The following is a 22,532-nucleotide window of genomic DNA, read 5'->3' as shown; positions in this document are numbered from 1 at the left end:
CAGGGATGAGCACCACACACGTTCCTGACCCGCTCGCGGAGATCCGCGACGATTTCCTCGAGCTCCCGGAGGACGAGCGCCTTCAGCTGCTGCTGGAGTTCTCCAACGAGCTCCCAGAGGTGTCGGAGGAAGTCGCGAACCATCCGGAGATGTACGAGCGCGTCGCAGAGTGCCAGTCGCCCGTGTACATCTACGTCGAAGTCCACGACGACGTCGTCACGATGCATGCGACGGCGCCGGCGGAGGCGCCGACGACCCGCGGCTTCGCCAGCATCCTCGTCCAGGGCATCAGCGGTCTGACGGCCGACGAGGTGCTCGCCATCCCCGACGACTATCCGCAGAGCATCGGCCTCACTCGCGCGGTCTCGCCGCTGCGCATCGGCGGCATGACCGGGATGCTGATGCGTGTCAAGCGCCAGGTCACCCAGAAGCGCTGATCACTCCGAAGCGGTGAAGCCGTTCGCCGCCATCCAGTCGGTGATCGCGGAAGTCCAGCCGATCTGGTCATAATTCCAGATCTTCGTGTGCCGTGCGCCGGTGAATGTCGGCATCGTGACGAGGTCAGGACGCGCCTCGGCAAGGGCGTGCGAGGCGTCAGCAGGAACGAAGCCGTCGTCTTCACTGTGCAGGACGAGGATCGGCACGGTGAGCTCGTCCGCGCGTGCGACCATGTCGAGCTTGTCGAACGAGATCACGAACTCCGAGCCGGACAGGCGTGCGGTCAGCGGTGACGACAGAGCGTTCATCGCCAGGGCGGGGAAGGGATCGCGGATGCCCTCCTCACGAGCCTGGAAACGAAGCACGTTGCGCCAATCGACCACAGGCGAATCGAGCACGAGCCCTGCGATCGACTCGCGGTGCGCGGATGACACGGCGGTTTGCAATGCGATCGCACCGCCCATCGACCAGCCCATCAGCAGCACGCTGGTCGCCCCATGTCGCAGTGCGTACGAGATCGCCGCATCGACGTCTCGCCACTCCGAAGCACCGAGGGCGTACGACCCTCCCTTACTGCGCGGCGCCTCGCCGTCGTTGCGGTACGAGACTACGAGGTTCGGCATCCCCAGGGAGTGGAACACCGGCACCGCGCGCAGGCATTCTGCACGCGTCACTCCCCGACCGTGCACCTGGATGACCCACGTCGATGACGCGGCGGGGAACATCCACGCGGGGCACGGTCCGGCGGGCGATCCGATCAGCACGTTCTCCCACGGCAGGTGCAGTTCGCTCGGTGACGAGTAGTACCAGCCGCTGAACCCGGCGGCCCGATCGATCTTCGCGCCGGACTCGATCTGCGTGAGGAGCTTGCGTCGTACGCGTGTCGCGTCTGCGCTCAGCACGGCGCCGAGCTTCACATAACCGTGCGTGCCCGTCGTGAACAACCCGTAGCGACCGGGGAGCTCGGTGTCCGGAGTGCGCGAGAGCTCGATCGTCTGCGCCCCGGTGTCGACGGCCAGGATCTCGGTGTCCGCCGCCCGGGGCGACGGGGTGACGACGCGCCGGGCGATCGCGAACACGAGAAACGCGGCCGCAGTCCCGAGCATCGCGATCAGCGCAGGGACGAGCAGTGCAACGGCGTGCCTGAGACTCTTCATCGCTTCCTGACTCTAGCCTGTCAGCGTGAGCGCACATCCCGATGCCGGAGCGCATTTCGAACGTGCCGCAGCCGAGCTGCGCGACACGGTCTTCCGAGACGACATCGTGATCCGCGAGATCCCCTCCCCGCAGGGCCTCGCACCGTTCTCGATCGCTCTCGCAGCCGACGTCCGCCCCGACGACCACGGTGACTCGATCTACGGCACCGGACGGTTCGTCCTGCTGCATGATCCCGACGCCCCGCCCGCATGGGGCGGAGCATGGCGGATCGTGACGTTCGCCCAGGCGCCTCTCGAGCCGGAGATCGGCACCGATCCCCTCCTCGCGGATGTGACGTGGTCGTGGCTCGTGGACGCTCTAGATTCTCGGGATGCCTCGTACCACTCCGCGTCCGGCACGGCGACGAAGACTCTCTCGAAGGGCTTCGGTGCGCTGGCTGAGGAAGGCGACGGAGCCCAGATCGAACTACGATCTTCTTGGACGCCGGAAGAACCGTTCCGACCGCACGTGGAAGCATGGGCCGAGCTCGTCGGCATGCTCGCCGGTCTCCCGCCCGGCTCAGAGAACATCGCCGTGTTCGGCGCACGAAAGGCAGGGCGTGACTGAGTACAGAGTCATCGACGACCCGATCGAGTTCCAGGCGGCCTGCAGATCGCTGGCCGCGGGCTCAGGATCTGTCGCGGTCGACGTCGAACGGGCATCAGGGTTCCGCTACTCGCAGCGCGCATATCTCGTGCAGGTGTTCCGCCGCGGCGCTGGCGTCTTCCTCTTCGATCCGCCGGCGATCGGCGACTTCGCCGCGCTGCAGAATGCGATCGGCGACGTCGAGTGGGTACTCCATGCCGCCAGCCAGGACCTGCCGTCGCTGCGCGAGCTCGAACTCGAGCCGGCGACGATCTTCGACACCGAGCTCGCCGCACGCCTGCTCGGCCACGAACGCGTCGGCCTCGCAGCAGTGGTGGAGGACACCCTCGGCATCACGTTGAAGAAGGAGCACTCCGCCGCCGACTGGTCGACGCGCCCGCTGCCCGACGCGTGGCTCGACTACGCAGCGCTCGACGTTCTGCATCTCGTCGACGTGCGCGACGTCATCGCGACCGAACTCGAGGAGCAGGGTAAGACCGACTTCGCAGCGCAGGAGTTCGCCGCCACGCTCGCACAGCCGCCCCGGCCGCCGAGAGAAGACCCCTGGCGCCGCCTGAGCGGTCTGCATCAGGTGAAGGGCGCCCGCGGACTCGCTGTCGCCAGGTCGCTGTGGGAGGCGCGCGAAGAATTCGCGCAGCAACAGGACACATCTCCAGGGCGCCTCGTTCCCGACCGGTCGCTGGTCGCCGCGGTCCTCGCGAACCCGCAGAGCAAGCAGGCACTCGCCGGCGTCCAGGCGTTCAACGGGCGCGCCAGCAGGTCTCAGCTCGACCGGTGGTGGGACGCGATCGTCAGGGGGCGCGAGGCTCCAGCGGTGCCCCGCGAGCGGGGACACAGCGACGCTCTGCCTCCCGCGAGGGCCTGGAGCGAGCGGAATCCTGAGGCCGACGCGCGCCTCAAACTCGCGCGTCCGGTCGTGGAGGCCCGCGCCGAAGAACTCGGAATGCCGACGGAGAACCTGCTGAAGCCCGAGACGCTTCGGCGGGTCGCATGGGCTCCCCCCGAGTTGACGGCGGATGCCGTCGGCGCGGCCCTGGCAGATCTCGGCGCGCGGCCGTGGCAGATTGAGCAGACTGCACAGAAGATCGTGGATGCCTTTGTAGAAGCCGGTCAATCGGCAGATCAGCCCGCCGCGTCCGAGTCGTAGGTTCGATCCAACCGATTCCCCACGGTATCCGACGACTCGTAGTCTGAGGTCAAACCTAACCTTGGAGGCAGAGTGGCCGAGATCTCGGACGTCTACTTCGTTGATGGCGTACGCACCCCGTTCGGGCGCGCCGGCGAAAAAGGCATGTACTGGAACACACGCGCGGACGATCTCGCTGTGAAGGCGACGATCGGTCTGATGGAGCGCAACGCCGGCATTCCGGCCGAGCGCATCGATGATGTCGCGATCGCCGCCACATCGCAGACGGGCGATCAGGGTCTGACGCTCGGCCGCTCGGTCGCGATCCTCGCCGGCCTGCCCAACACCGTCCCCGGTCTCGCGGTCGAGCGCATGTGCGCCGGCGCGATGACCAGTGTCACCACCATGGGTGCGTCGATCGGCATCGGCATGTACGACTTCGCCCTCGCGGGCGGCGTCGAGCACATGGGCCACCACCCGATCGGCGGCAACGCCGACCCGAACCCCCGCTTCGTCGCGGAGAAGATGGTCGACCCCGGTGCCCTGAACATGGGCGTCACGGCCGAGCGCATCTTCGACCGTTTCCCTCACCTCACCAAGGAGCGCTCCGACCGCTTCGGCATGCTGAGCCAGCACAAGGTGCAGGCCGCGTACGACGCAGGCAAGATCCAGCCCGACCTCGTGCCCGTGGCGATCAAGGGCGCCGACGGTGCCTGGGGCCTCGCCACTGAGGACGAGGGTCGCCGTCCCCAGACGACGATGGAAGACCTCGCCGCGCTGAAGACGCCGTTCCGCCCGCACGGTCGCGTGACCGCCGGCACCTCGTCTCCGTTGACCGACGGCGCCACCATGTCGCTGCTCGCCGGTGGCGGGGCGGTCAAGGAACTCGGCCTGAAGCCGAAGATGAAGATGGTGTCGTTCGCCTTCGCCGGCGTGCAGCCGGAGATCATGGGCATCGGTCCGATCCCCTCGACCGAGAAGGCGCTGAAGAAGGCCGGTCTGACGATCTCCGACATCGGACTGTTCGAGCTGAACGAGGCGTTCGCGATCCAGGTCATCTCGCTGCTCGATCACTTCGGCATCGCTGATGACGACCCTCGTGTCAACCAGTGGGGCGGCGCGATCGCGATCGGCCACCCGCTCGCGGCATCCGGTGTCCGACTGATGATCCAGCTCGCGGCGCAGTTCGCCGAGCGTCCCGACGTGCGCTACGGCCTCACGGCCATGTGCGTGGGCCTCGGTCAGGGTGGCTCCGTCATCTGGGAGAACCCCTTCTACGACGGCAAGAAGCGGAAGTGAGCGGCGACGTGACCGACTACGAAAAGATCGATTTCTCCTCCATCCTGGCGCTCGCCGGCGACGAGGTCGTCACGCACTCCCCCGTGCGCGACATCCGCCTCCCATCCGGCAAGGTCCTGGCGCTCATCACCCTGGACAACGGTCGCGATCACACGCGGCCGAACACGCTGGGCCCCGCCACGCTGACCGAGCTCGGTGAGACGCTGTCCGGGCTGAAGGCCCGCGCCGGGGCCGGCGAGATCCAGGCCGTCGCCATCACCGGCAAGCAGTACATCCTCGCCGCGGGTGCTGACCTCTCGGACATCTCCAAGGTGCAGTCGAAGGAGCAGGCCAAGCTCATCGCTCAGCTGGGCCACAAGGTGATCGGCTCGCTCAGCGAACTCGGTGTGCCGTCGTTCGCCTTCGTGAACGGACTCGCGCTCGGTGGCGGCCTCGAGATCGCACTGAATTCGACCTATCGCACGGTCGACGCCTCCGCGGCCGCCGTCGCATTGCCCGAGGTCTTCCTCGGCATCATCCCCGGGTGGGGAGGCGCGTATCTGCTGCCGAACCTCATCGGCATCGAGAACGCACTCGAGGTGGTGATCTCGAACCCGCTCAAGCAGAACCGCATGCTCAAGCCGCAGCAGGCGTTCGACCTCGGCATCTTCGACGCGATCTTCCCCGCCGCCAACTATCTCGAGAACTCACTCGCGTGGGCGGATGCCGTACTCGGTGGCAAGAAGGTCGAGCGAAAGAACGAGCCGGGCAAGCTGGAGCGTCTGACGAAGTGGCCGATCGCCATCAAGATGGCGCGCGGCATGCTCGAGTCGAAGATCGGCACCGTGCCGAAGTCGCCGTACGCGGCGCTCGAGCTGCTCGACAAGGCCAAGAGCGGAACACGGGCAGAAGGGTTCGCCCGTGAGGATGAGGCGCTCAGCGAGCTCGTCACCGGAGATCAGTTCGCGGCGTCCATGTACGCCTTCGACCTGGTGCAGAAACGGGCGAAGCGCCCGGTCGGCGCACCGGACAAGGCGCTCGCGAAGAAGGTCACCAAGGTCGGCATCATCGGCGCGGGCCTCATGGCCAGCCAGTTCGCGCTGCTGTTCGTGCGCAAGCTGCGCGTGCCCGTGCTGATCACCGACATCGACCAGGCCCGCGTCGACAAGGGCGTGGCCTACATCAACGACGAGATCGGCAAACTCGAGGCGAAGGGCCGTCTGGACGCCGATGGCGCCAACCAGCTGCGCGGGCTCATCCACGGCACGGTCGACAAGAGCGAGTACGCCGACTGCGAGTTCGTGATCGAGGCCGTCTTCGAAGAGGTCGGCGTCAAGCAGCAGGTGTTCGGCGAGATAGAGAAGTACATCGCCGAAGACGCGATCCTCGCGACCAACACGTCGTCGCTCTCGGTCGAGGAGATCGGTGCGAAGCTCGCTCACCCCGAACGTCTGGTGGGCTTCCATTTCTTCAACCCGGTCGCAGTCATGCCGCTCATCGAGATCGTCAAGACACCCGGCACGAACGAGCATACGCTCTCTACCGCGTTCGTCGTCGCGAAGGGACTGGGGAAGAATGCCGTGCTCACGGCCGACGCCCCGGGCTTCGTGGTGAACCGCCTGCTGGCGAAGGTCATGGGCGAAGCGGCACGTGCGGTCTACGAGGGAACCCCCGTCGCCGATGTCGAGAAGGCGTTCAGCCCGCTCGGTCTGCCGATGGGGCCGTTCCAGCTCATCGATCTGGTGGGCTGGAAGGTCGCGGCGCACGTGCAGGACACGATGGTGCGCCACTTCCCCGGCCGCTTCTACGCGAACGAGAACTTCCACGCTCTCGCCGAGCTGGAGCAGGTCGTGGACAAGGACAAGGGAGGCCGAGTCACCGGCTGGACCAAGGCCGCCGAGAAGGCGCTCAAGGGCCACCTGGGCAGCACGCCCGCATCGGCTGAGACGATTCTGCAACGCGTCCAGGACGGACTCACGCAGGAGATCAAGCTCATGCTCGACGAGGATGTGGTGCCCGAGGTCGAGGACATCGATCTCTGCCTCATCCTCGGTGCCGGCTGGCCGTTCATCGACGGCGGCGCCTCTGTGTACCTCGATCGCGAGGGCGCATCGGAACGCGTGTTCGACGGCACCTTCCACTCTCCGCCGATCCGCGGCATCGCGCACGTCTGACGCTGCGTCGCACCCGAAGGGGTCGTGTCCTCGGATGCGGCCCCTTCACTGCGTCCAAGCGGCCAACCACTCACGAAATCCGGGTGAACAACTCGTGCGGGACCGTGAACTGGCGCCGTGTCGCGCAGGTGAACAGGCAGAGTGTGAGTGTGGATGCGATATTCAGCGCACTGGGAACCGGGACCATGAGCACTCTCGTCAAATCCGGCACTGCCGTCCTGACCACGCTGCTCGTGGTTCCTGCGCTCCTGAAGCTCTTCATCGTGACCGTCGACGAGGGGTGGGCGGCGATCCGAACCCGCAACGGCAAACCCATCGTCCGCAAGCCCACATCGCGCAGCGTGCGCACCGGCAAGGGCACGGCGGGCGAGGTGGTCGTGCTCCACTCCGGCTCGCACGGAGCGTTCCCGCTCTTCTATTGGTACAAGCTCATCGACGTTCGTGTCCGATCGACGGATCTGCCCGCGCGTCATCTCACCGGCGCAACAGGGCATCAGCATCTCATCCACGCGTCATTCGAATGGCGCCCCGTCCCCTCGGGGCGAGATCTTCGCGTCTTCGAGCTCGACGTCGTGAACGTGAAAGAACGGGCGGCCAACATCGTCGGCGCCGCTCTGCGAGACGTCATCCACGCGACCGACGGCGCGGTGCTGCCACGCAACGAGGACGTCAACGTCATGGTCCTCTCCCAGTGCGCGGAGCGCGCGCAGTCCGCCGGTGGCATCGAGATCCTCTCCGTCATGATCACCGGCGACGCCCTCACCGACGGGTACCTCCTCTCGCAGGCGCTGCGGGAGACGGACCGCGGGTCCGCTGCCGTCGCCGCACTGCACGCACTCAACTGAGCCACGGTCGCCTAGTGCTCTGTGTGAGACACGCCTGTGGTATTTTTTGAACATGTTCGAAACAGGCGACCGGCCGCAGACCAAGAGCGAGCGCACACGAGCGAGGATCCGCGATGCTGCCATCGCTTCATTCATCGAGCACGGATACACCGACACGACGATGCGGGCCATCGCCGACATTGCCGAGGTCTCGGTGAGCAACGCCTATTACTACTACCCATCCAAGATGCACCTGGTGCAGGAGCTCTACGTCCGCGTGCAGCACGAGCATGCCGCATCAGCTCGCCCGCTCCTCAGCACGAAGACGGGCCTTGTGGACAGATTGCGAGTGGTCTTCGACACCGGGCTCGCCGCGGTAACGCCCTATCGGCACGTCGCGCCGGGATTCCTCGCCGCAATGATCCCACCGGACTCTCCACTGAACCCGCTGGCAGACGAATCAGGGCCCGCCCGTGAGCTGACCGTCGGCTTGTTCCGTGAGGCTGTCGACGGCGCCCAGCACCGTCTTCCCGATGACGTCGCCGAGCTCCTGCCGCACGCCTTGTTCGTCGGGTATCTCGCACTCGTCCTTCGTTGGACATACGATTCCTCCGTCGACACGAAATCGACCAAGCGGATGCTGGATGCTGGTCTGCGAATACTCGGCCTTGCGCTCCCCTTCGTCAAGGTGCCCGGCATCCACACGGCATCGCGCGAACTGCTCACACTCGTCGCGGAGGTGCGGTCTTGAGTGAGGATCGTCCACTTCCTTCGCCGCGCACGACCGATGAGCCGATGGCGTTCACCCGGGATGAACTCACTCGCGGCGCCTGGTACACCTGGTTCATCTTCATCGCGCTCGTGTTCGTCGGCCTGACGATCATCTTGGAAGCATCCATAGCCGACGCGTCCTTCTCGACTTCGTCCGACCAGACGATGATGTTCATTGGACTCATACTGCTGAGCCTGGTGGTCACCGTTTTCGTCGCCGGTCCCATCTCACTGTTCGTCATGGTGGCAGGTGTTCTGGTCGCCTGGCCGATCGGTCACCTGCTGCGTCGCACTCGCGCCATTGCGCTTCATATCTCTGCGTACGTCGCTCTCGGCCTCCCAGTCGGCGCGATCGGCATGTGGCTCATCAGCGTAATTCTCGGTGGGACGTCGTTCTTCGCAGTCCCGACATCGATCGTCGTCTCGGCGGCGTCCGTCATCGCTGTTCCCGCCGGCTGGTGGTTCACATTCCGCAGAGCACTAGCCGACGACAGCTACGTGTTGCGGCGTACTCGACACACGTGCTCATTCAACGATGCGGATGCGGCGGTCGAAGATGCCGCGTTCGATCACCCGTCCTCCACCACGGCGACTACGTGGTGAACGTCACACCGCGCACGAAGACCGCGCCGATGGCGTTCACGCGGCGGGAGTTCTGGCGTGGGGTACGAGCATCCTGGTGCATCTTCATGATCGAGCTGACGGCTGTCCTCATCGGCATGGGGATCGTGCAGTCCGGTCTCCCTTGGGGGCCACCGCTCAGCATGGTGACGCTCTACCTCGTCGTGGGCCTGCCTGTGGGCGGAGCGGTGTCCGCCGTCGTCGCCGCTCTCAGCTCTCCGCTGGCGTGGTACCTCGGGCGTCGTCTCGCGACCACCAGGACGATCGCCGTGCACCTCGCTGCTTTCGCCCTCCTGGGCGCCCTCATCGGTACCGTACTGATCGGTACGATAGCGTTGCTCAGCGGCGCCGCCGCAACCCGATACGTCTTCGGATGGCCATTCAGCGGGGTCGTCGTGGGAGTCTGCGTTGCTGCCGTCGTCGGAGGATGGGCATGGACCGCCTGGCGATCCCATCGCGAATCCACGCGGATCACCGGCGTGTGACGAGATCTGCTCCGAGCATGAGCCCCCTCAGCGCCGGTCGTGCAGAGGCAGGTCGATGGCGCCGGTCTCCCCCGCATTACGGGCGACGGGAATACGGGTGCCGAGCACCTGGGACACGATGTCCTGTGCGATCTTCGGCGCCGCGAGCCCGGCATCCGCGAGGATCTGATCACGGGATGCATGATCGATGAACTCATCCGGCAGCCCCAGCTCATCCACTGCCGTGTCGATGCCGGCCTCGCGAAGCACCTGGCGCACGCGCGTGCCGATGCCGCCGACGCGGATGCCGTCCTCCAGCGTGATCACCAGACGGTGAGACCGCGCCAGGTCGATGACCGACCGCTGCACGGGGATCGCCCAGCGCGGATCGATGACCGTCGCACCGATGCCCTGCGCACGAAGACGCGCGGCGACATCCATGGCCATGGCTGCGAACGGTCCGATCGCGACGATCAGCACGTCCTCGCTCTCACCGCGCGACAGCACGTCGACACCGTCATCGAGGCGCTCGAGCGCGGGGATGTCGGCGGCGACCTCACCCTTCGGGAACCGGATGACGGTCGGCGCGTCGTCCACGGCCACCGCCTCGTCGAGGGCTTCCTTGAGCCGCGCGCCGTCGCGAGGTGCCGCGATGCGGATGTGCGGAACGATCTGCAGCATCGCGAGATCCCACATGCCGTGATGGCTGGGGCCGTCGGGCCCGGTGACTCCCGCGCGGTCGAGGACGAATGTGACACCCGCCCTGTGCAGCGCGACATCCATCAGCACCTGGTCGAAGGCGCGCCCCATGAACGTGGCGTAGAGGGCGACGACCGGATGAAGTCCGCCGAAGGCGAGCCCGGCGGCGGATGCCACGGCGTGCTGCTCAGCGATCCCCACGTCGTACACGCGGTCGGGGAAGCGCTCCGCGAACGGAGCGAGGCCGGTCGGTCGGAGCATCGCCGCGGTCATCGCGATGACCTTCGGGTCGCGCTCCCCCACGCGCACCAGCGAATCAGAGAACACATCGGTCCAGCTCTGCCCGCTGCTCGACAGCGATTCGCCGGTCACCGGATCTATGCGATTGACGGCATGGAACTGGTCGGCCTCGTCGTCGCGTGCGGGCTGGTAACCACGCCCCTTCTGGGTTATGGCGTGCACGAGCACTGGAGCACCGTAGGACTTGGCGAGTTCGAGTGTCTCGAGCAGTGCCGGTATGTCATGGCCGTCGACGGGTCCGAGGTACTTTATGTCGAGATTGGAATACAGCGCCTCGTTGTTCGTGAAGCGGGACAGGAACCCGTGGGTGCCGCCACGGATGCCGCGGAACATCGCGCGACCCACCGGACCGAACACGCGGAAGAGCCGGTCGGACTTGCGGTGCAGGTCCTTGTAGGCCGCCGCCGTGCGCACGCGGTTGAGATAGCGGGACATGCCGCCGATCGTCGGAGCGTAGGAGCGCCCGTTGTCGTTGACGACGATCACGAGATTGCGGTCGTTGTCGTCGGTGATGTTGTTCAGTGCCTCCCACGTCATCCCGCCCGTGAGAGCGCCGTCACCCACGACGGCCACGACATGACGATCCGACCGTCCGGTGGCCGTCAGGGCCCTGGAGACGCCGTCCGCCCAGCTCAGCGAGCTGGACGCGTGGGAGGACTCCACGACGTCGTGCGGGCTCTCACTGCGTTGCGGGTAGCCGGCGAGCCCACCACGCACGCGAAGAGCCGAGAAGTCCTGCCTGCCCGTGAGCAGCTTGTGGATGTACGACTGATGACCGGTGTCGAAGATGATCGGATCAGCGGGCGATTCGAAGACGCGGTGCAGCGCGATCGTGAGTTCGACGACACCGAGGTTGGGACCCAGATGGCCGCCCGTTCGCGAGACGTTCTGGACGAGGAACTCTCTGGTCTCTGCGGCGAGCTCCACGAGTTCGTCGGGGGTGAGGTCATCGAGATCTCGTGGTCCGCTGATGCGCTGCAGAATCGGCATCCGCCCTCCTCCTCGTTCCGGGAACAGTGCCGGTCAGCCGGTCGGTTCCATCCGTCGATTCTATCCTCGCAGTCCGAGAACTTACGGTTAACCCGCTTGCGCGGCGCGAGCGCACCGGGTATGCCAGGAGGGCCCGGGCGCTGTGCGCCCGGGCCCTCCTGTGCGATCGATCAGACGAGTGAACGAAGCACGTACTGCAGGATGCCGCCGTTGCGGTAGTAGTCGGCTTCACCGGGTGTGTCGATGCGGACGACCGCGTCGAACTCCACGACCTGCTTGCCCTCAGGCGAGTGCTCGCTCGGTGAGGCCGTCACGTGGACCGTCTTCGGAGTGGTGCCGTTGTTGAGCTCTTCCAGACCGCTGATCGAGACGACCTCGGTACCGTCGAGTCCCAGTGACTCCCAGCTCTCGCCCGCCGGGAACTGCAGCGGAACGACGCCCATGCCGATGAGGTTCGAGCGGTGGATGCGCTCGAAGCTCTCGGTGATGACCGCCTTGACGCCCAGCAGGCTGGTGCCCTTGGCCGCCCAGTCGCGGGAGGAGCCGGAGCCGTACTCCTTGCCACCGAAGATCACCAGCGGAGTGCCGGCCTCCTGGTAGTTCTGGCTGGCGTCGTAGATGAACGACTGCGGTGCGTCCGTCTGCGTGAAGTCGCGGGTGAAACCACCCTCGACCTCCGCACCGTCGTTGACCGCGCGAACCAGCTGGTTCCTCAAGCGGATGTTCGCGAACGTGCCGCGGATCATCACCTCGTGGTTGCCTCGGCGCGACCCGAAGGAGTTGAAGTCCTTCTGGCGCACACCGTGCTCCTCGAGGTACTTCGCCGCCGGCGTGCCGATCTTGATGTTGCCCGCAGGGCTGATGTGGTCGGTCGTGACCGAATCGCCCAGGGTCGCCAGCACACGCGCGCCGGTGATGTCGCTGACCGGGGTCAGCTCCATCGTCATGCCCTCGAAGTACGGAGGACGACGCACGTAGGTCGACTGGTCGTCCCACTCGAAGATCGGGCCGGTCGGGGTGGGCAGGCTCGTCCAGCGCTCGTCGCCGTCGAAGACGGTCGCGTACTGCTTGATGAACTGCTCGCGCGAGATCGACGAGTCGATGATGTCCTGGATCTCACCCGGCGCGGGCCAGATGTCCTTCAGGAACACGTCCTCGCCCTTCTCGTCCTTGCCGAGCGCATCGGTCTCGAAGTCGAAGTGCATGGAACCTGCCAGCGCGTACGCCACCACCAGCGGCGGAGATGCGAGGTAGTTCATCTTGACGTCGGGGCTGATGCGACCCTCGAAGTTGCGGTTGCCCGAGAGCACAGCCGTCACGGCGAGGTCGTGGTCGTTGACCGCGGCGGAGACCTCTTCGATCAGCGGACCCGAGTTGCCGATGCAGATCGTGCAGCCGTAGCCGACCGTGTAGAAGCCGAGACCCTCGAGGTCCTTGTCGAGACCGGACTTCTCGTAGTAGTCGGTGACGACCTTGGAACCGGGGCCGAGCGTCGTCTTGACCCACGGCTTCTGCTTCAGGCCGCGTTCGCGCGCCTTGCGAGCGAGAAGACCCGCCGCCATCATCACCGAGGGGTTGGACGTGTTGGTGCACGAGGTGATCGCCGCGAGAGTGACCGCACCGTGGTCGAGGATGTAGCTCTCGCCATCGGGAGTGGTCACCGGAACCGGCTTGGAGGAGCCGTTGACCCCACTGGAGATGTGCACAGGGCGAGTGTCGTGGTCCTCATCGCCAGGGCCCGCACCCGGGTCGGATGCCGGGAACGAGTGCTTGGACTCGAGGTCGACGAGCGAGTCCGAGGTGGATGGGTCGGCGTAGTTGACGATGTCCTGCTCGAACTGCGACTTGGCTTCGGAGAGGAGGATGCGGTCCTGCGGGCGCTTCGGGCCTGCGATCGACGGCACGACCGTGCTGAGGTCGAGCTCCATGTACTCGCTGAAGACGGGCTCCTTGTCCGCGTCGTGCCACAGACCCTGCAGCTTCGCATATACCTCGACGAGGGTGACGGCCTGCTCGTCACGGCCGGTCAGACGTAGGTAGTCGGTGGTGACCTCGTCGATCGGGAAGATCGCCGCGGTCGAACCGAACTCGGGCGACATGTTGCCGATCGTGGCGCGGTTGGCCAGCGGTACGGATGCGACGCCGGCACCGTAGAACTCGACGAACTTGCCGACGACGCCGTGCTTACGCAGCATGTCGGTGATCGTGAGCACGACGTCGGTCGCGGTGACGCCGGCGGGGATCTCGCCGGTGAGCCTGAAGCCGACGACGCGCGGGATGAGCATCGAGACGGGCTGGCCGAGCATGGCCGCCTCGGCCTCGATACCGCCGACGCCCCAGCCCAGCACCCCGAGGCCGTTGACCATCGTGGTGTGCGAGTCTGTACCGACGCAGGTGTCTGGGTACGCCTGGAGGACTCCGCCGTTGGTGCGGTCGTAGATGACCTTTGCGAGGTGCTCGATGTTCACCTGGTGCACGATGCCGGTGCCTGGAGGAACGACTTTGAAGTCGTTGAACGCGGTCTGGCCCCAACGCAGGAACTGGTAACGCTCACCGTTGCGCTCGTACTCGATCTCGACGTTGCGCTCGAGAGCGTTCTCTGAGCCGAAGAGATCCGCGATGACCGAGTGATCGATGACCATCTCTGCCGGTGAGAGCGGGTTGATCTTGTTCGGGTCGCCGCCGAGAGCGGTGACAGCCTCGCGCATGGTGGCGAGGTCGACGATGCAGGGCACACCGGTGAAGTCCTGCATCACCACGCGTGCCGGCGAGAACTGGATCTCCGTGCTGGGATCCGCCGCGGCATCCCACGACCCGAGCGCTTCGATCTGCGCCTTCGTCACGTTCGCACCGTCTTCGGTGCGAAGCAGGTTCTCGAGGAGCACCTTCAGGCTGAACGGCAGCTTCTCAAAGCCGGGAACCGCGTCAACACGGAAGATCTCATAGTCGGTACTGCCGACCGTCAGGGTGCTCTTGGCACCGAAGCTGTTCACCGTGGACACGATTCCGTCTCCTTCTTGTCTGATGGAAGCGACAGGCGACTCCATCTTGCTCGCGTGCGACGCTGTCGGCTAGCAAGGCACACCTAACAGTGTGCGCCGTGAAAGCCCATCAGCGAAAGGTCACAATTTATCTTGATGTCAAGATAAATCTATCACGAACGGGATGCTGTGGACTGCGGCGACTCGCGAGGATAGAGCGCTCGCACCACAAGCCAGGTGACCGCGATCAACGGCGCGAACAGCGGCAGCCCCATGATGAGCTTCAGTGTGCCCAGCGCCGTCACCTGATCGGTCAGGTACAACGGCAGCTGTACCGCCAGACGCGCGAAGAACAGTGCGGCCCATGCGATGCCGAGCCAGCGGAACGCGCGGCGCTTGCGCTTGTCCGCCCGCCACGCCGTCGCCTCACCCATGAGGAAGCCGGCGGCGATGCCGATCAGCGACCAGCCGATGAGGGCCGAGACGAGCAGGACCGTGCCGTACACGGCGTTCGTGATGAGGCCAGGCACGAAGTTGTCGGCGCCGCGACCGGTCCACAGCGCGAGGGCGGCGGCTGCGCCTGCGGCGATCAAACCGCCCAGTGCCGCCGAGGGCGGTGACTTCTGCACCAGACGCACGATGGTGAACACGGCGGCGAGCCCGACGGAGACGCCGAGCGCGAGGATGAGCGGTTCGGGCCGGAGTGTGAACAGGACGACGAACGCGAGGCTCGGCAGCACAGATTCGAGCACGCCACGCCATCCGCCGATCGCCGACCAGACGACCTTGTGCGTGCTGGCGTCCTCGGCAGGATCCAGGCCGGCCCTGCGTGCGGCGCCGCCGAGTGCGGCGCCGAGGAGCTCTGAGGTGCTCTGCTCGCGCGCCTCGTCGCTTTCGTGGTTGTCGCCGCTCACGCGGATCCGGGCGTGGCCGGCATCTTGAGCGGGATCAGATCGCGCGGCGGCATCGGTGCGCCTCCGCGAACCACGACGATCGAGCGGAACAGGTCCTCGATCTTCGCGGCGGCATCGGGGTCAGAAGCCGCAGATCCGCCGATCACTCCTCGCAGGAACCAGCGCGGTCCGTCGACGCCGACGAATCGCGCGAGCCGCAACTCCGAACCCTCGGATGCGGGGCTGGGCACCTCGGCGAGGAGTTCCTTGCCCAGCGGACCCTCGCGCTCTTCGACACGCCCGCCCTGCTGGCGGACCTGGTCGACCAGCTGCGCACGCGTCTCGTGCCAGAGACCGAGCGTGCGCGGCGCGGCGAACGGCTGCACCTGAAGCGACGAGTCGGCGTAGTCGAGTCCGACGGCGACGATGCGCTTGGTCTGCTCCTCGACCTCGAGACGCAGATTCAGTCCTTCGCGCGGGAGGATCTTGATGCCCCCGAGGTCGATGTACGGGCGGATCGGGTTCGCCTCGGACTCATCGAACGGTCCGTCTGTCGAGCGGTTCGCCGGTGCCGACTTCGACGGCGGCTGTGTGATCTCTTCAGTCATCTGCTGTTTCCTGCCTGTTCGGCGCTCTGCGAGGGTGCCTGATATCCGGTGGATCCGAATCCGTCCGCACCACGGGCGCTCTCCGGTAACTCGTCGACCGGGATGAAGTTCGCACGCGTCACCGGCATCAGGATCAACTGCGCGATCCGGTCTCCGACGGCCACATCGTACGCGTTCGATCTGTCCGTGTTGAGCAGACTCACCTTGATCTCACCGCGGTATCCGGCATCCACCGTGCCCGGCGCGTTGACGATCGTGATCCCGTGCTTTGCTGCGAGACCGCTGCGCGGCACGACGAACGCGGCGTAGCCGTCGGGCAGCGCGATCCTTACGCCCGTGGGCACGAGGGCACGTTCGCCCGGCTCGAGTCGCACGGCCTCGGCCGCGACCAGATCGGCGCCGGCATCACCCGGATGCGCGTAATGCGGCGCAAGAGACGCGATAATGGGTAGATCAACGGAATCGCTCACCACACGAGGCTAATGCAGAACCACACCCCTGACACGCTCGTTCGCTATCGCGAACGTCTTTCCCCGAGCCTCTGGCTGCTCGTGACAGCAGCCGTGATCGGGCCGATGGTGGCGCTGACCTTCACACCGCTGGGTTCGCTGCTGGCTCTGCTGATCGGCGCGGCGGCGGCGGTGCTGCTGATCGTGGGTCTCATCGCCGCATCACCCGCCGTCAGTGTGACGGGCACCGTGCTGCGCACCGGCAGAGCGCATATCGACGCGCGGTGGCTCGGCTCCGGCGTCGCGCTGGTCGGTGACGAAGCACGTGAGGCGCGTGGTACCGCGCTGCCAGCGCGCGGCTGGCACCTCATCCGCGGCGGCATCGACGGCATCGTGGTCATCCAGAACACCGACCCGGACGACCCAGTGACCAGTTGGACCATCTCCACGCGCACCCCTGACCGGCTGCTCGCGGCGATCCAGGATGCCCAGGCGGCCGCATCCGCTCACGCCTGAGCGGCAATCCGTCCTGGCACGACGACGCAATCCGTCCTGGCACGACAACGCGCCCCAAGCCATACGGCCGGGGCGCGTGAACGCGGTGCGTCTGCCGTCAGGCAGCGCACTCCTTGCAGATCGGACCTTCTGCGCCTTCGTGATCGAGCTGCGAGCGGTGCTTCACGAGGAAGCAGCTCATGCAGGTGAACTCGTCCTGCTGCGCTGGCAGCACGACGACATCGAGTTCGAGGTCGGAGAGGTCGGCACCCGGGAGGTCGAAACTCGACGGGTTGTCGGAGTCCTCGTCGCCGGTCGTGCCAGACAGTTTGTCCGGCACACGCTCCTTGAGTGCTTCGATCGACTCGGAGTCGTCTTCGCTCTTTCGGGGGGCGTCGTAGTCGGTTGCCATGCGGTAGATCTCCACTTTCATGGTGCTAGTGGGCGGTGCGCCGTCGGGTACGCGGCGGGCATAGTTTGCACGACGCAGAGACATTTAGCAAATGCCGCCACGCGCAGCAGATCAAACTCACGGCACGCCCAGCGTATTCCCGGCTCGGAGCGACTGTGCGTGACACCATGATCGAACACCCATCAGAGGGGCATTCGCATGGAAAACGTCACTATCGTCGGCACCGAAGACGACCTGCTGATCCTCGCCACCGGTTCCGGCGAGCGATTCGCGCTGGCCATCGACGATGTGCTGCAGCGCGAGATCCGTCGCGCACGTCGCCGGGACTCGGACGACGCCCCGCGCGTCATCGCCAGCCCTCGCGAGATCCAGGCGCACATCCGCTCCGGGCTCTCGGCAGTCGAGGTCGCCGAGCTTCTCGGGATCGGCGTCGACGATGTCGCCCGCTTCGAAGGACCTGTGCTGGCCGAGCGCGAGCACATCATCGGACAGGCACTCGCCGTGCCTGTGCTCATCGGCAGCGAGGTCGAACCAGACGCTCAGCCGACGTTCGGCGTCGCGATCCACGCGAAGCTCGCCGATCTTCAGGCATCGGCAGAACGCTGGGCCAGCTGGAAGGACGATTCCGGCTGGATCGTCAAACTCGAGTTCGACGCCAACGAGGTGTCGCACGATGCCCGCTGGAGCTTCGACCCGCGCCGCAGCGCGCTCTCGCCCCTGAACGCGGATGCCACGCAACTCTCACGGCAGGGCTCGCTGCCCGAGGGCCTCATTCCTCGCCTGCGCGCCGTCGACAGCGACCGTGCCGAGTCCCCCTACAAGGACGACAGCCGCTTCGACTCCGGTGCGTTCGGCCCACGGCTGCTGCCCGCCCCGGAGGCGGACGTCGAAGAGCCCCTGCCGCCGGAGCGCTCCAACGCCGCAGCGCAGGCAGCTGCGATCAAGCGCGCGCCCGACGAGTCGGTGACGAGTGCTGAGACGGCCGATCTGCTCGAGGCCCTTCGCCGACGCCGAGGACAGCGTGAGAGTGCGCCTCTGCTGGATGAGGAATCCTCTGAGCAGCATGACCGCGCGGAAGACTCGGGACCCATCGCGCTGTTCGAGTCTCTCGAGCCGGAGTACGTGGAGCAGAAACCGAAGCGCGCACCGGATGCCGCGCCTCAGGACTCTTCGAGCGACACCTCCGGACGACGTCGCCGCCGCAATGCGATGCCGTCGTGGGACGAGATCGTCTTCGGCGCACGCACCGACGACTGACGCGCACGCATCGGCTGCTGAGCCGACGCAGTTCCACGCTCGATCAGACCGCGAACGCCCCACGCAGGATGTACGGAACCTGTCGTTCCTCGGGTGTCAGTGCACCGTGCTGGCCGACCATTCCGCGCGCGCGCTGGTCTTCGGCGGTGCCGTCGTAGAACGCCCTGTTGCCGCGTGCGATCACCAGCAGATCGCCGATGCGGGAGGCCGCAGCCGGCGTCACGCGCGCACCGAACAGGCCGGTCGCGATCGCCTCGGTGCCGCTGAGCACTTCGGCGTCGCCCTCGCTCGCGATACGCCATCGTTGAAGCGCCGCCTCGGCATCGGCATCCGGTTCCAGGTACACGTGCAGCATGCGGGGCTCTCCCCCGATGTGACGCACCCCGTCCAGGCGGGCGTCGCCTTCGTCGAGGACGACATGCCGATGCGCAGGAACGTCGATCATGCCGTGATCCGCCGTGACGAGCACTCCGACCTGGCGCGGAGGGACCGCCGAGAGCGCTCCGTCGATCTCTTCCAGCGCCGCGATCCATTCCGCAGACTCGACACCGTGCTTGTGCCCCGCCTTGTCGACTTCAGGGAGGTAGCAGTACACGAGCGAGCCGGGGTTGTCAGCGGCGAGCTGGTAGGCGACGGCCACGCGCTCGGCCGGTGTCTTCGCCGCGACGAACGCGGCACCTCGCATGGTCGCCCTCGTGAAGCCGCTGTGCGCGTAAGCGGCAATACCGACCGCGAAGGCGCCGTGCCCCGCCGCGATCGCTCGCTCGAACACCGGGGGCGCCGGTTGCCAGACGAGCGGATCTATGCCGTCGCTCTCCCATCCGGAGAGCTGGTTCACCAGCCTGTCGTGCTCCCGATCGAGCACGCGGTAGCCCACCAATCCGTGCTCGCCCGGCTCCAGGCCGGTCAGAGTGCTCGTGAGCGCTGCCGCCGTGGTCGTGGGGAACACCGAGTAGGCGACGTCCTTCTTGCCCAGGCCGGCCGTCATGCGACGGGCATGGCCGGCGTGTCCGCGCAGCTGGATCGCACCGAGTCCATCGACGATGACGAGGACGACCGATCGGGCAGGTCTCAGCGCCCCGTCGGCACCCTCGAGCGCCACCAGCAAGTCGCCCGCCACCCCGGTCAGGCTCCGGGCGGGCGTCGGCGCGGACGGTAGAATCAGAGACATCCGAGCCAGTCTTTCACAGGCCCAGCATCGTCCCCAGGAAGTCCATGCCCCGCACCGAATCCACCGAGCCCGTCGAGGAGCGCATCCAGGACATCGATCTGTCCTCCGAGATGCAAGGATCATTCCTCGAGTACGCCTACTCGGTGATCTATTCCCGCGCGCTCCCGGATGCCCGCGACGGACTCAAGCCCGTGCAGCGCCGCATCCTGTATCAGATGGCGGAGATGGGACTGCGCCCAGACCGCGGCCATGTCAAGAGCGCCCGAGTCGTCGGCGAGGTGATGGGAAAGCTGCACCCCCACGGCGACTCCGCCATCTATGACGCACTCGTACGTCTGTCGCAGGACTTCGCACTCCGGGTGCCGCTCGTCGACGGGCATGGAAACTTCGGCTCCCTCGACGACGGCCCCGCCGCATCCCGCTACACCGAGGCCCGCCTCGCACCGGCCTCGCTCGCGCTCACCGAGAACCTCGACGAAGACGTCGTCGACTTCGTGCCGAACTACGACGGCCAGTTCCAGCAGCCGGCCGTGCTGCCGGCAGCGTTCCCCAACCTCCTCGTCAACGGTGCCAGCGGCATCGCCGTGGGCATGGCGACGAACATGGCGCCGCACAACCTCATCGAGGTCGTCGCCGCAGCCATCCATCTGCTCGAGAATCCGGATGCCACCCTCGACGAGCTGATGGAGTTCGTCCCAGGACCCGATTTCCCCTCGGGCGGCATCATCATGGGGCTGGACGGCATCAAAGACGCCTACTCGAACGGCCGCGGCGCCTTCAAGGTGCGCGGCAAGGTCTCCGTCGAATCCATCGGCCCCCGGCGCACCGGCATCATCGTCACCGAACTGCCCTACATGGTCGGCCCTGAACGACTGATCGAGAAGATCCGCGATGCCGTGCAGGCGAAGAAGCTGCAGGGCATCAGCGATGTCAACGACCTCACAGACCGTCAGCACGGCCTGCGTGTCGCGATCGGCATCAAGACCGGCTTCGACCCGAACGCCGTGCTCGAGCAGCTTTATCGGCTGACGCCCTTGGAAGACTCGTTCAACATCAACAATGTCGCACTCGTCGAAGGGCAGCCGCGCACGCTGGGCCTGAAAGAGATGCTCAGCGTGTACGTGGGCCACCGGCTCGAGGTCATCACCAGGCGCAGTCGGTACCGTCTCGCACGGCGGGAAGAGCGCCTGCACCTGGTTGAAGGGCTTCTCGTCGCGATCCTCGACATCGACGAGGTCATCCAGGTCATCCGCTCCTCCGACGACTCAGAGCAGGCCCGCACACGTCTACGGACGGTGTTCGACCTCTCCGAAGCGCAGGCCGAGTACATCCTCGAACTCCGGCTGCGCCGCCTGACGAAGTTCTCCCGCGTCGAACTCGAGACCGAACGCGATGCGCTGCAGGCGGAGATCGCTCAACTTCGCGAGCTGCTCGGAAGCGAGGTGCTGCTGCGTGCGCAGGTCGCCAAGGAGCTGGATGCCGCGGCCGAGGCCTACGGCACCCCACGGCGCACGCTGCTGACGAACGGTAAGCCCGCCGCGCCACGCCGTGCGAAGGCCGGCGAGCCGGATCTGCAGATCGCCGACGTGCCGACCGTCATCGCGCTGTCGACGACGGGTCGCGCGGTGCGTGTCGACCTCGCAGAGGGCCAGGAGCTCAGCCGCCCTGCACGCCGCAGCAAGCACGATGCGATCATCTCGACGACGACGACGACCGTGCGCGGCGAGGCCGGTGCCATCACCACGACCGGACGCCTGCTGCGCTTCTCCCCGGTCGATCTGCCTTCCGTCCCCGGCACGTCGGTGCAGCTGGCCGCCGGCACGCCGCTGCGCGACTACCTCGGCATCACGTCGCGCTCGGAGAAGGTGCTCGCGCTGGTGGATCTGTCATCGGATGTCCCGGTGGCGATGGGGACTGCGCAGGGGACGATCAAGCGCATCGTGCCCTCCGGCCTTCCTGTGCGCCCCGAGATCGAGGTCATCTCCCTCAAGCCGCAAGATGCAGTGGTCGGTGCGGCATCGGCGTCAGACGACTCCGAGGTCGTGTTCGTCACCACCGATGCTCAGCTGCTCCACTTCCCCGCATCCGCAGTGCGCACCCAGGGTGCGGCGGCCGGCGGAATGGCCGGCGTCAAGCTCGGCTCGAGCGCGGCCGTGCTGTTCTTCGGCGTCGTGGATTCGAGCGACGATGCGACCGTGGCGACCGTCTCCGGTGCTGAGGGCGTGATCCCCGGAACGGATGCCGGACGCGCCAAGGTCTCCGCCTTCGCGGAGTTCCCCGCCAAGGGCCGTGGCACCGGCGGCGTGCGCGCGCATTCATTCCTGCGCGGCGAGGATCGGCTCACCGTGGCGTGGGCTGGCGCGGCTCCCGCGTACGCGGTCGGCACGGACGGTGCCGTGCGCACGCTTCCGGAGACCCCGGCCAAGCGCGACGCCTCGGGTCAGCTGATCGACGGCGTGATCGGCTCGATCGGCCGCCCGGTCATCTGACCCGCACGGCGGCGCCGTCGGACGGCCGCGTTCAATCGCGTTCGACGGCATCGGTGCCGAGATCGCCGAGGCAGCGCGAGCCTCGACGATGCGACGCGCGAGGAGCCGCGCGTGATAGATGATCGCTCCTTGATTGCGCACGGTGCCGACGGCGCGACGGCCCTCGTCGTCGACATAGCGACCGGGCAGCACAGCGCCCCAGTCGACAGCTCCCCTGCCGATCAGCACCTCATGCAGGCCGGTCTCCCGCAGGGCCTCCGGCGCCTTCGATGTCCCCGGCACCGAACCC

The 22,532-nt window shown here is 66.6% G+C and carries 20 protein-coding genes; 12 read left to right on the top strand and 8 right to left on the bottom strand.

The window, feature by feature from the left end; all coding sequences use genetic code 11:
- The first annotated feature begins 5 nt into the window (after positions 1–5).
- On the top strand, positions 6–437 hold the full coding sequence (locus J1M43_RS08445) for a SufE family protein (RefSeq protein WP_206476466.1): 432 nt from the start codon (positions 6–8) through the stop codon (positions 435–437).
- Here J1M43_RS08445 and J1M43_RS08440 read toward each other — a convergent pair whose 3' ends face one another.
- On the bottom strand, positions 438–1,595 hold the full coding sequence (locus J1M43_RS08440; RefSeq protein WP_206476465.1) for a S9 family peptidase: 1,158 nt from the start codon (positions 1,593–1,595) through the stop codon (positions 438–440).
- A 25-nt stretch (positions 1,596–1,620) separates the two neighbouring features.
- Between J1M43_RS08440 and J1M43_RS08435 the strand changes: the two genes are divergently transcribed.
- From J1M43_RS08435 to J1M43_RS08400, 8 genes are all read left to right on the top strand, one after another.
- Entirely contained in the window at positions 1,621–2,202 is a 582-nt protein-coding gene (locus J1M43_RS08435) for a DUF3000 domain-containing protein (RefSeq protein WP_033107125.1), read from the top strand.
- Complete coding sequence (locus tag J1M43_RS08430) at positions 2,195–3,388, top strand: HRDC domain-containing protein (protein ID WP_033107126.1); 1,194 nt, start codon at positions 2,195–2,197, stop codon at positions 3,386–3,388. Before J1M43_RS08435 ends, J1M43_RS08430 begins: the two co-directional genes overlap by 8 nt.
- Before the next feature lie 72 nt (positions 3,389–3,460).
- Complete coding sequence (locus J1M43_RS08425) at positions 3,461–4,666, top strand: thiolase family protein (protein ID WP_033107127.1); 1,206 nt, start codon at positions 3,461–3,463, stop codon at positions 4,664–4,666.
- An 8-nt stretch (positions 4,667–4,674) separates the two neighbouring features.
- Positions 4,675–6,819, top strand: a complete 2,145-nt coding sequence (locus J1M43_RS08420; protein ID WP_206476464.1) for a 3-hydroxyacyl-CoA dehydrogenase NAD-binding domain-containing protein — start codon at positions 4,675–4,677, stop codon at positions 6,817–6,819.
- Between the two features lie 185 nt (positions 6,820–7,004).
- The gene (locus tag J1M43_RS08415) at positions 7,005–7,664 is read left to right on the top strand and encodes a hypothetical protein (protein ID WP_235272443.1); all 660 of its coding nucleotides are present in this window, start codon (positions 7,005–7,007) and stop codon (positions 7,662–7,664) included.
- Positions 7,665–7,716: 52 nt separating this feature from the next.
- Complete coding sequence (locus J1M43_RS08410) at positions 7,717–8,394, top strand: TetR/AcrR family transcriptional regulator (RefSeq protein ID WP_033107128.1); 678 nt, start codon at positions 7,717–7,719, stop codon at positions 8,392–8,394.
- A 44-nt stretch (positions 8,395–8,438) separates the two neighbouring features.
- Positions 8,439–9,017 (top strand): hypothetical protein, encoded by a 579-nt coding sequence (locus J1M43_RS08405; protein WP_033107129.1) that lies wholly within the window; start codon positions 8,439–8,441, stop codon positions 9,015–9,017.
- On the top strand, positions 9,011–9,520 hold the full coding sequence (locus J1M43_RS08400; protein ID WP_152594906.1) for a hypothetical protein: 510 nt from the start codon (positions 9,011–9,013) through the stop codon (positions 9,518–9,520). Before J1M43_RS08405 ends, J1M43_RS08400 begins: the two co-directional genes overlap by 7 nt.
- Positions 9,521–9,547: 27 nt before the next feature.
- Here J1M43_RS08400 and dxs read toward each other — a convergent pair whose 3' ends face one another.
- The 5 genes from dxs to dut all read right to left on the bottom strand — a co-directional run bounded on the left by dxs (position 9,548) and on the right by dut (position 16,440).
- Positions 9,548–11,488: a 1-deoxy-D-xylulose-5-phosphate synthase gene (gene dxs / locus J1M43_RS08395; RefSeq protein WP_206476463.1), complete on the bottom strand. Its 1,941-nt coding sequence runs from the start codon at positions 11,486–11,488 to the stop codon at positions 9,548–9,550.
- 170 nt (positions 11,489–11,658) lie between these two features.
- Entirely contained in the window at positions 11,659–14,490 is a 2,832-nt protein-coding gene (locus tag J1M43_RS08390) for an aconitate hydratase (RefSeq protein WP_307823342.1), read from the bottom strand.
- 152 nt (positions 14,491–14,642) lie between these two features.
- Positions 14,643–15,383, bottom strand: a complete 741-nt coding sequence (locus tag J1M43_RS08385) for a DUF3159 domain-containing protein (RefSeq protein WP_033107133.1) — start codon at positions 15,381–15,383, stop codon at positions 14,643–14,645.
- Positions 15,380–15,970, bottom strand: coding sequence for a DUF3710 domain-containing protein (locus J1M43_RS08380; RefSeq protein WP_033107134.1), 591 nt, complete (start codon positions 15,968–15,970; stop codon positions 15,380–15,382). Before J1M43_RS08380 ends, J1M43_RS08385 begins: the two co-directional genes overlap by 4 nt.
- On the bottom strand, positions 15,967–16,440 hold the full coding sequence (dut, locus tag J1M43_RS08375) for a dUTP diphosphatase (protein ID WP_033107338.1): 474 nt from the start codon (positions 16,438–16,440) through the stop codon (positions 15,967–15,969). The genes J1M43_RS08380 and dut overlap by 4 nt, the downstream gene beginning before the upstream one ends.
- Positions 16,441–16,452: 12 nt before the next feature.
- On the opposite strand from dut, the gene J1M43_RS08370 reads away from it, so the two are divergent.
- Positions 16,453–16,935, top strand: a complete 483-nt coding sequence (locus tag J1M43_RS08370) for a DUF3093 family protein (RefSeq protein ID WP_033107135.1) — start codon at positions 16,453–16,455, stop codon at positions 16,933–16,935.
- A 97-nt stretch (positions 16,936–17,032) separates the two neighbouring features.
- Here J1M43_RS08370 and J1M43_RS08365 read toward each other — a convergent pair whose 3' ends face one another.
- Positions 17,033–17,326 carry a DUF4193 domain-containing protein gene (locus J1M43_RS08365; protein ID WP_033107339.1) on the bottom strand — a complete coding sequence of 98 codons (294 nt, stop codon included), beginning with the start codon at positions 17,324–17,326 and terminating at the stop codon, positions 17,033–17,035.
- Positions 17,327–17,524: 198 nt separating this feature from the next.
- Here J1M43_RS08365 and sepH point away from each other — a divergent pair, with 198 nt between their 5' ends.
- Complete coding sequence (gene sepH / locus J1M43_RS08360; protein WP_206476461.1) at positions 17,525–18,583, top strand: septation protein SepH; 1,059 nt, start codon at positions 17,525–17,527, stop codon at positions 18,581–18,583.
- Positions 18,584–18,626: 43 nt separating this feature from the next.
- On the opposite strand, the gene J1M43_RS08355 is transcribed toward sepH, so the two are convergent.
- Positions 18,627–19,754, bottom strand: a complete 1,128-nt coding sequence (locus J1M43_RS08355) for an alkaline phosphatase family protein (protein WP_033107137.1) — start codon at positions 19,752–19,754, stop codon at positions 18,627–18,629.
- A 44-nt stretch (positions 19,755–19,798) separates the two neighbouring features.
- Here J1M43_RS08355 and J1M43_RS08350 point away from each other — a divergent pair, with 44 nt between their 5' ends.
- Entirely contained in the window at positions 19,799–22,243 is a 2,445-nt protein-coding gene (locus tag J1M43_RS08350; protein ID WP_206476460.1) for a DNA topoisomerase (ATP-hydrolyzing) subunit A, read from the top strand.
- The last annotated feature ends 289 nt before the right edge of the window (positions 22,244–22,532 follow it).

The organism is Microbacterium sp. KRD172, from assembly GCF_017168295.1.
Classification (GTDB): Bacteria; Actinomycetota; Actinomycetes; order Actinomycetales; family Microbacteriaceae; genus Microbacterium; species Microbacterium profundi.
The sequence above is the reverse complement of the archived record's forward strand: the minus strand, read 5'-3'. Positions and strand labels throughout refer to the sequence as shown.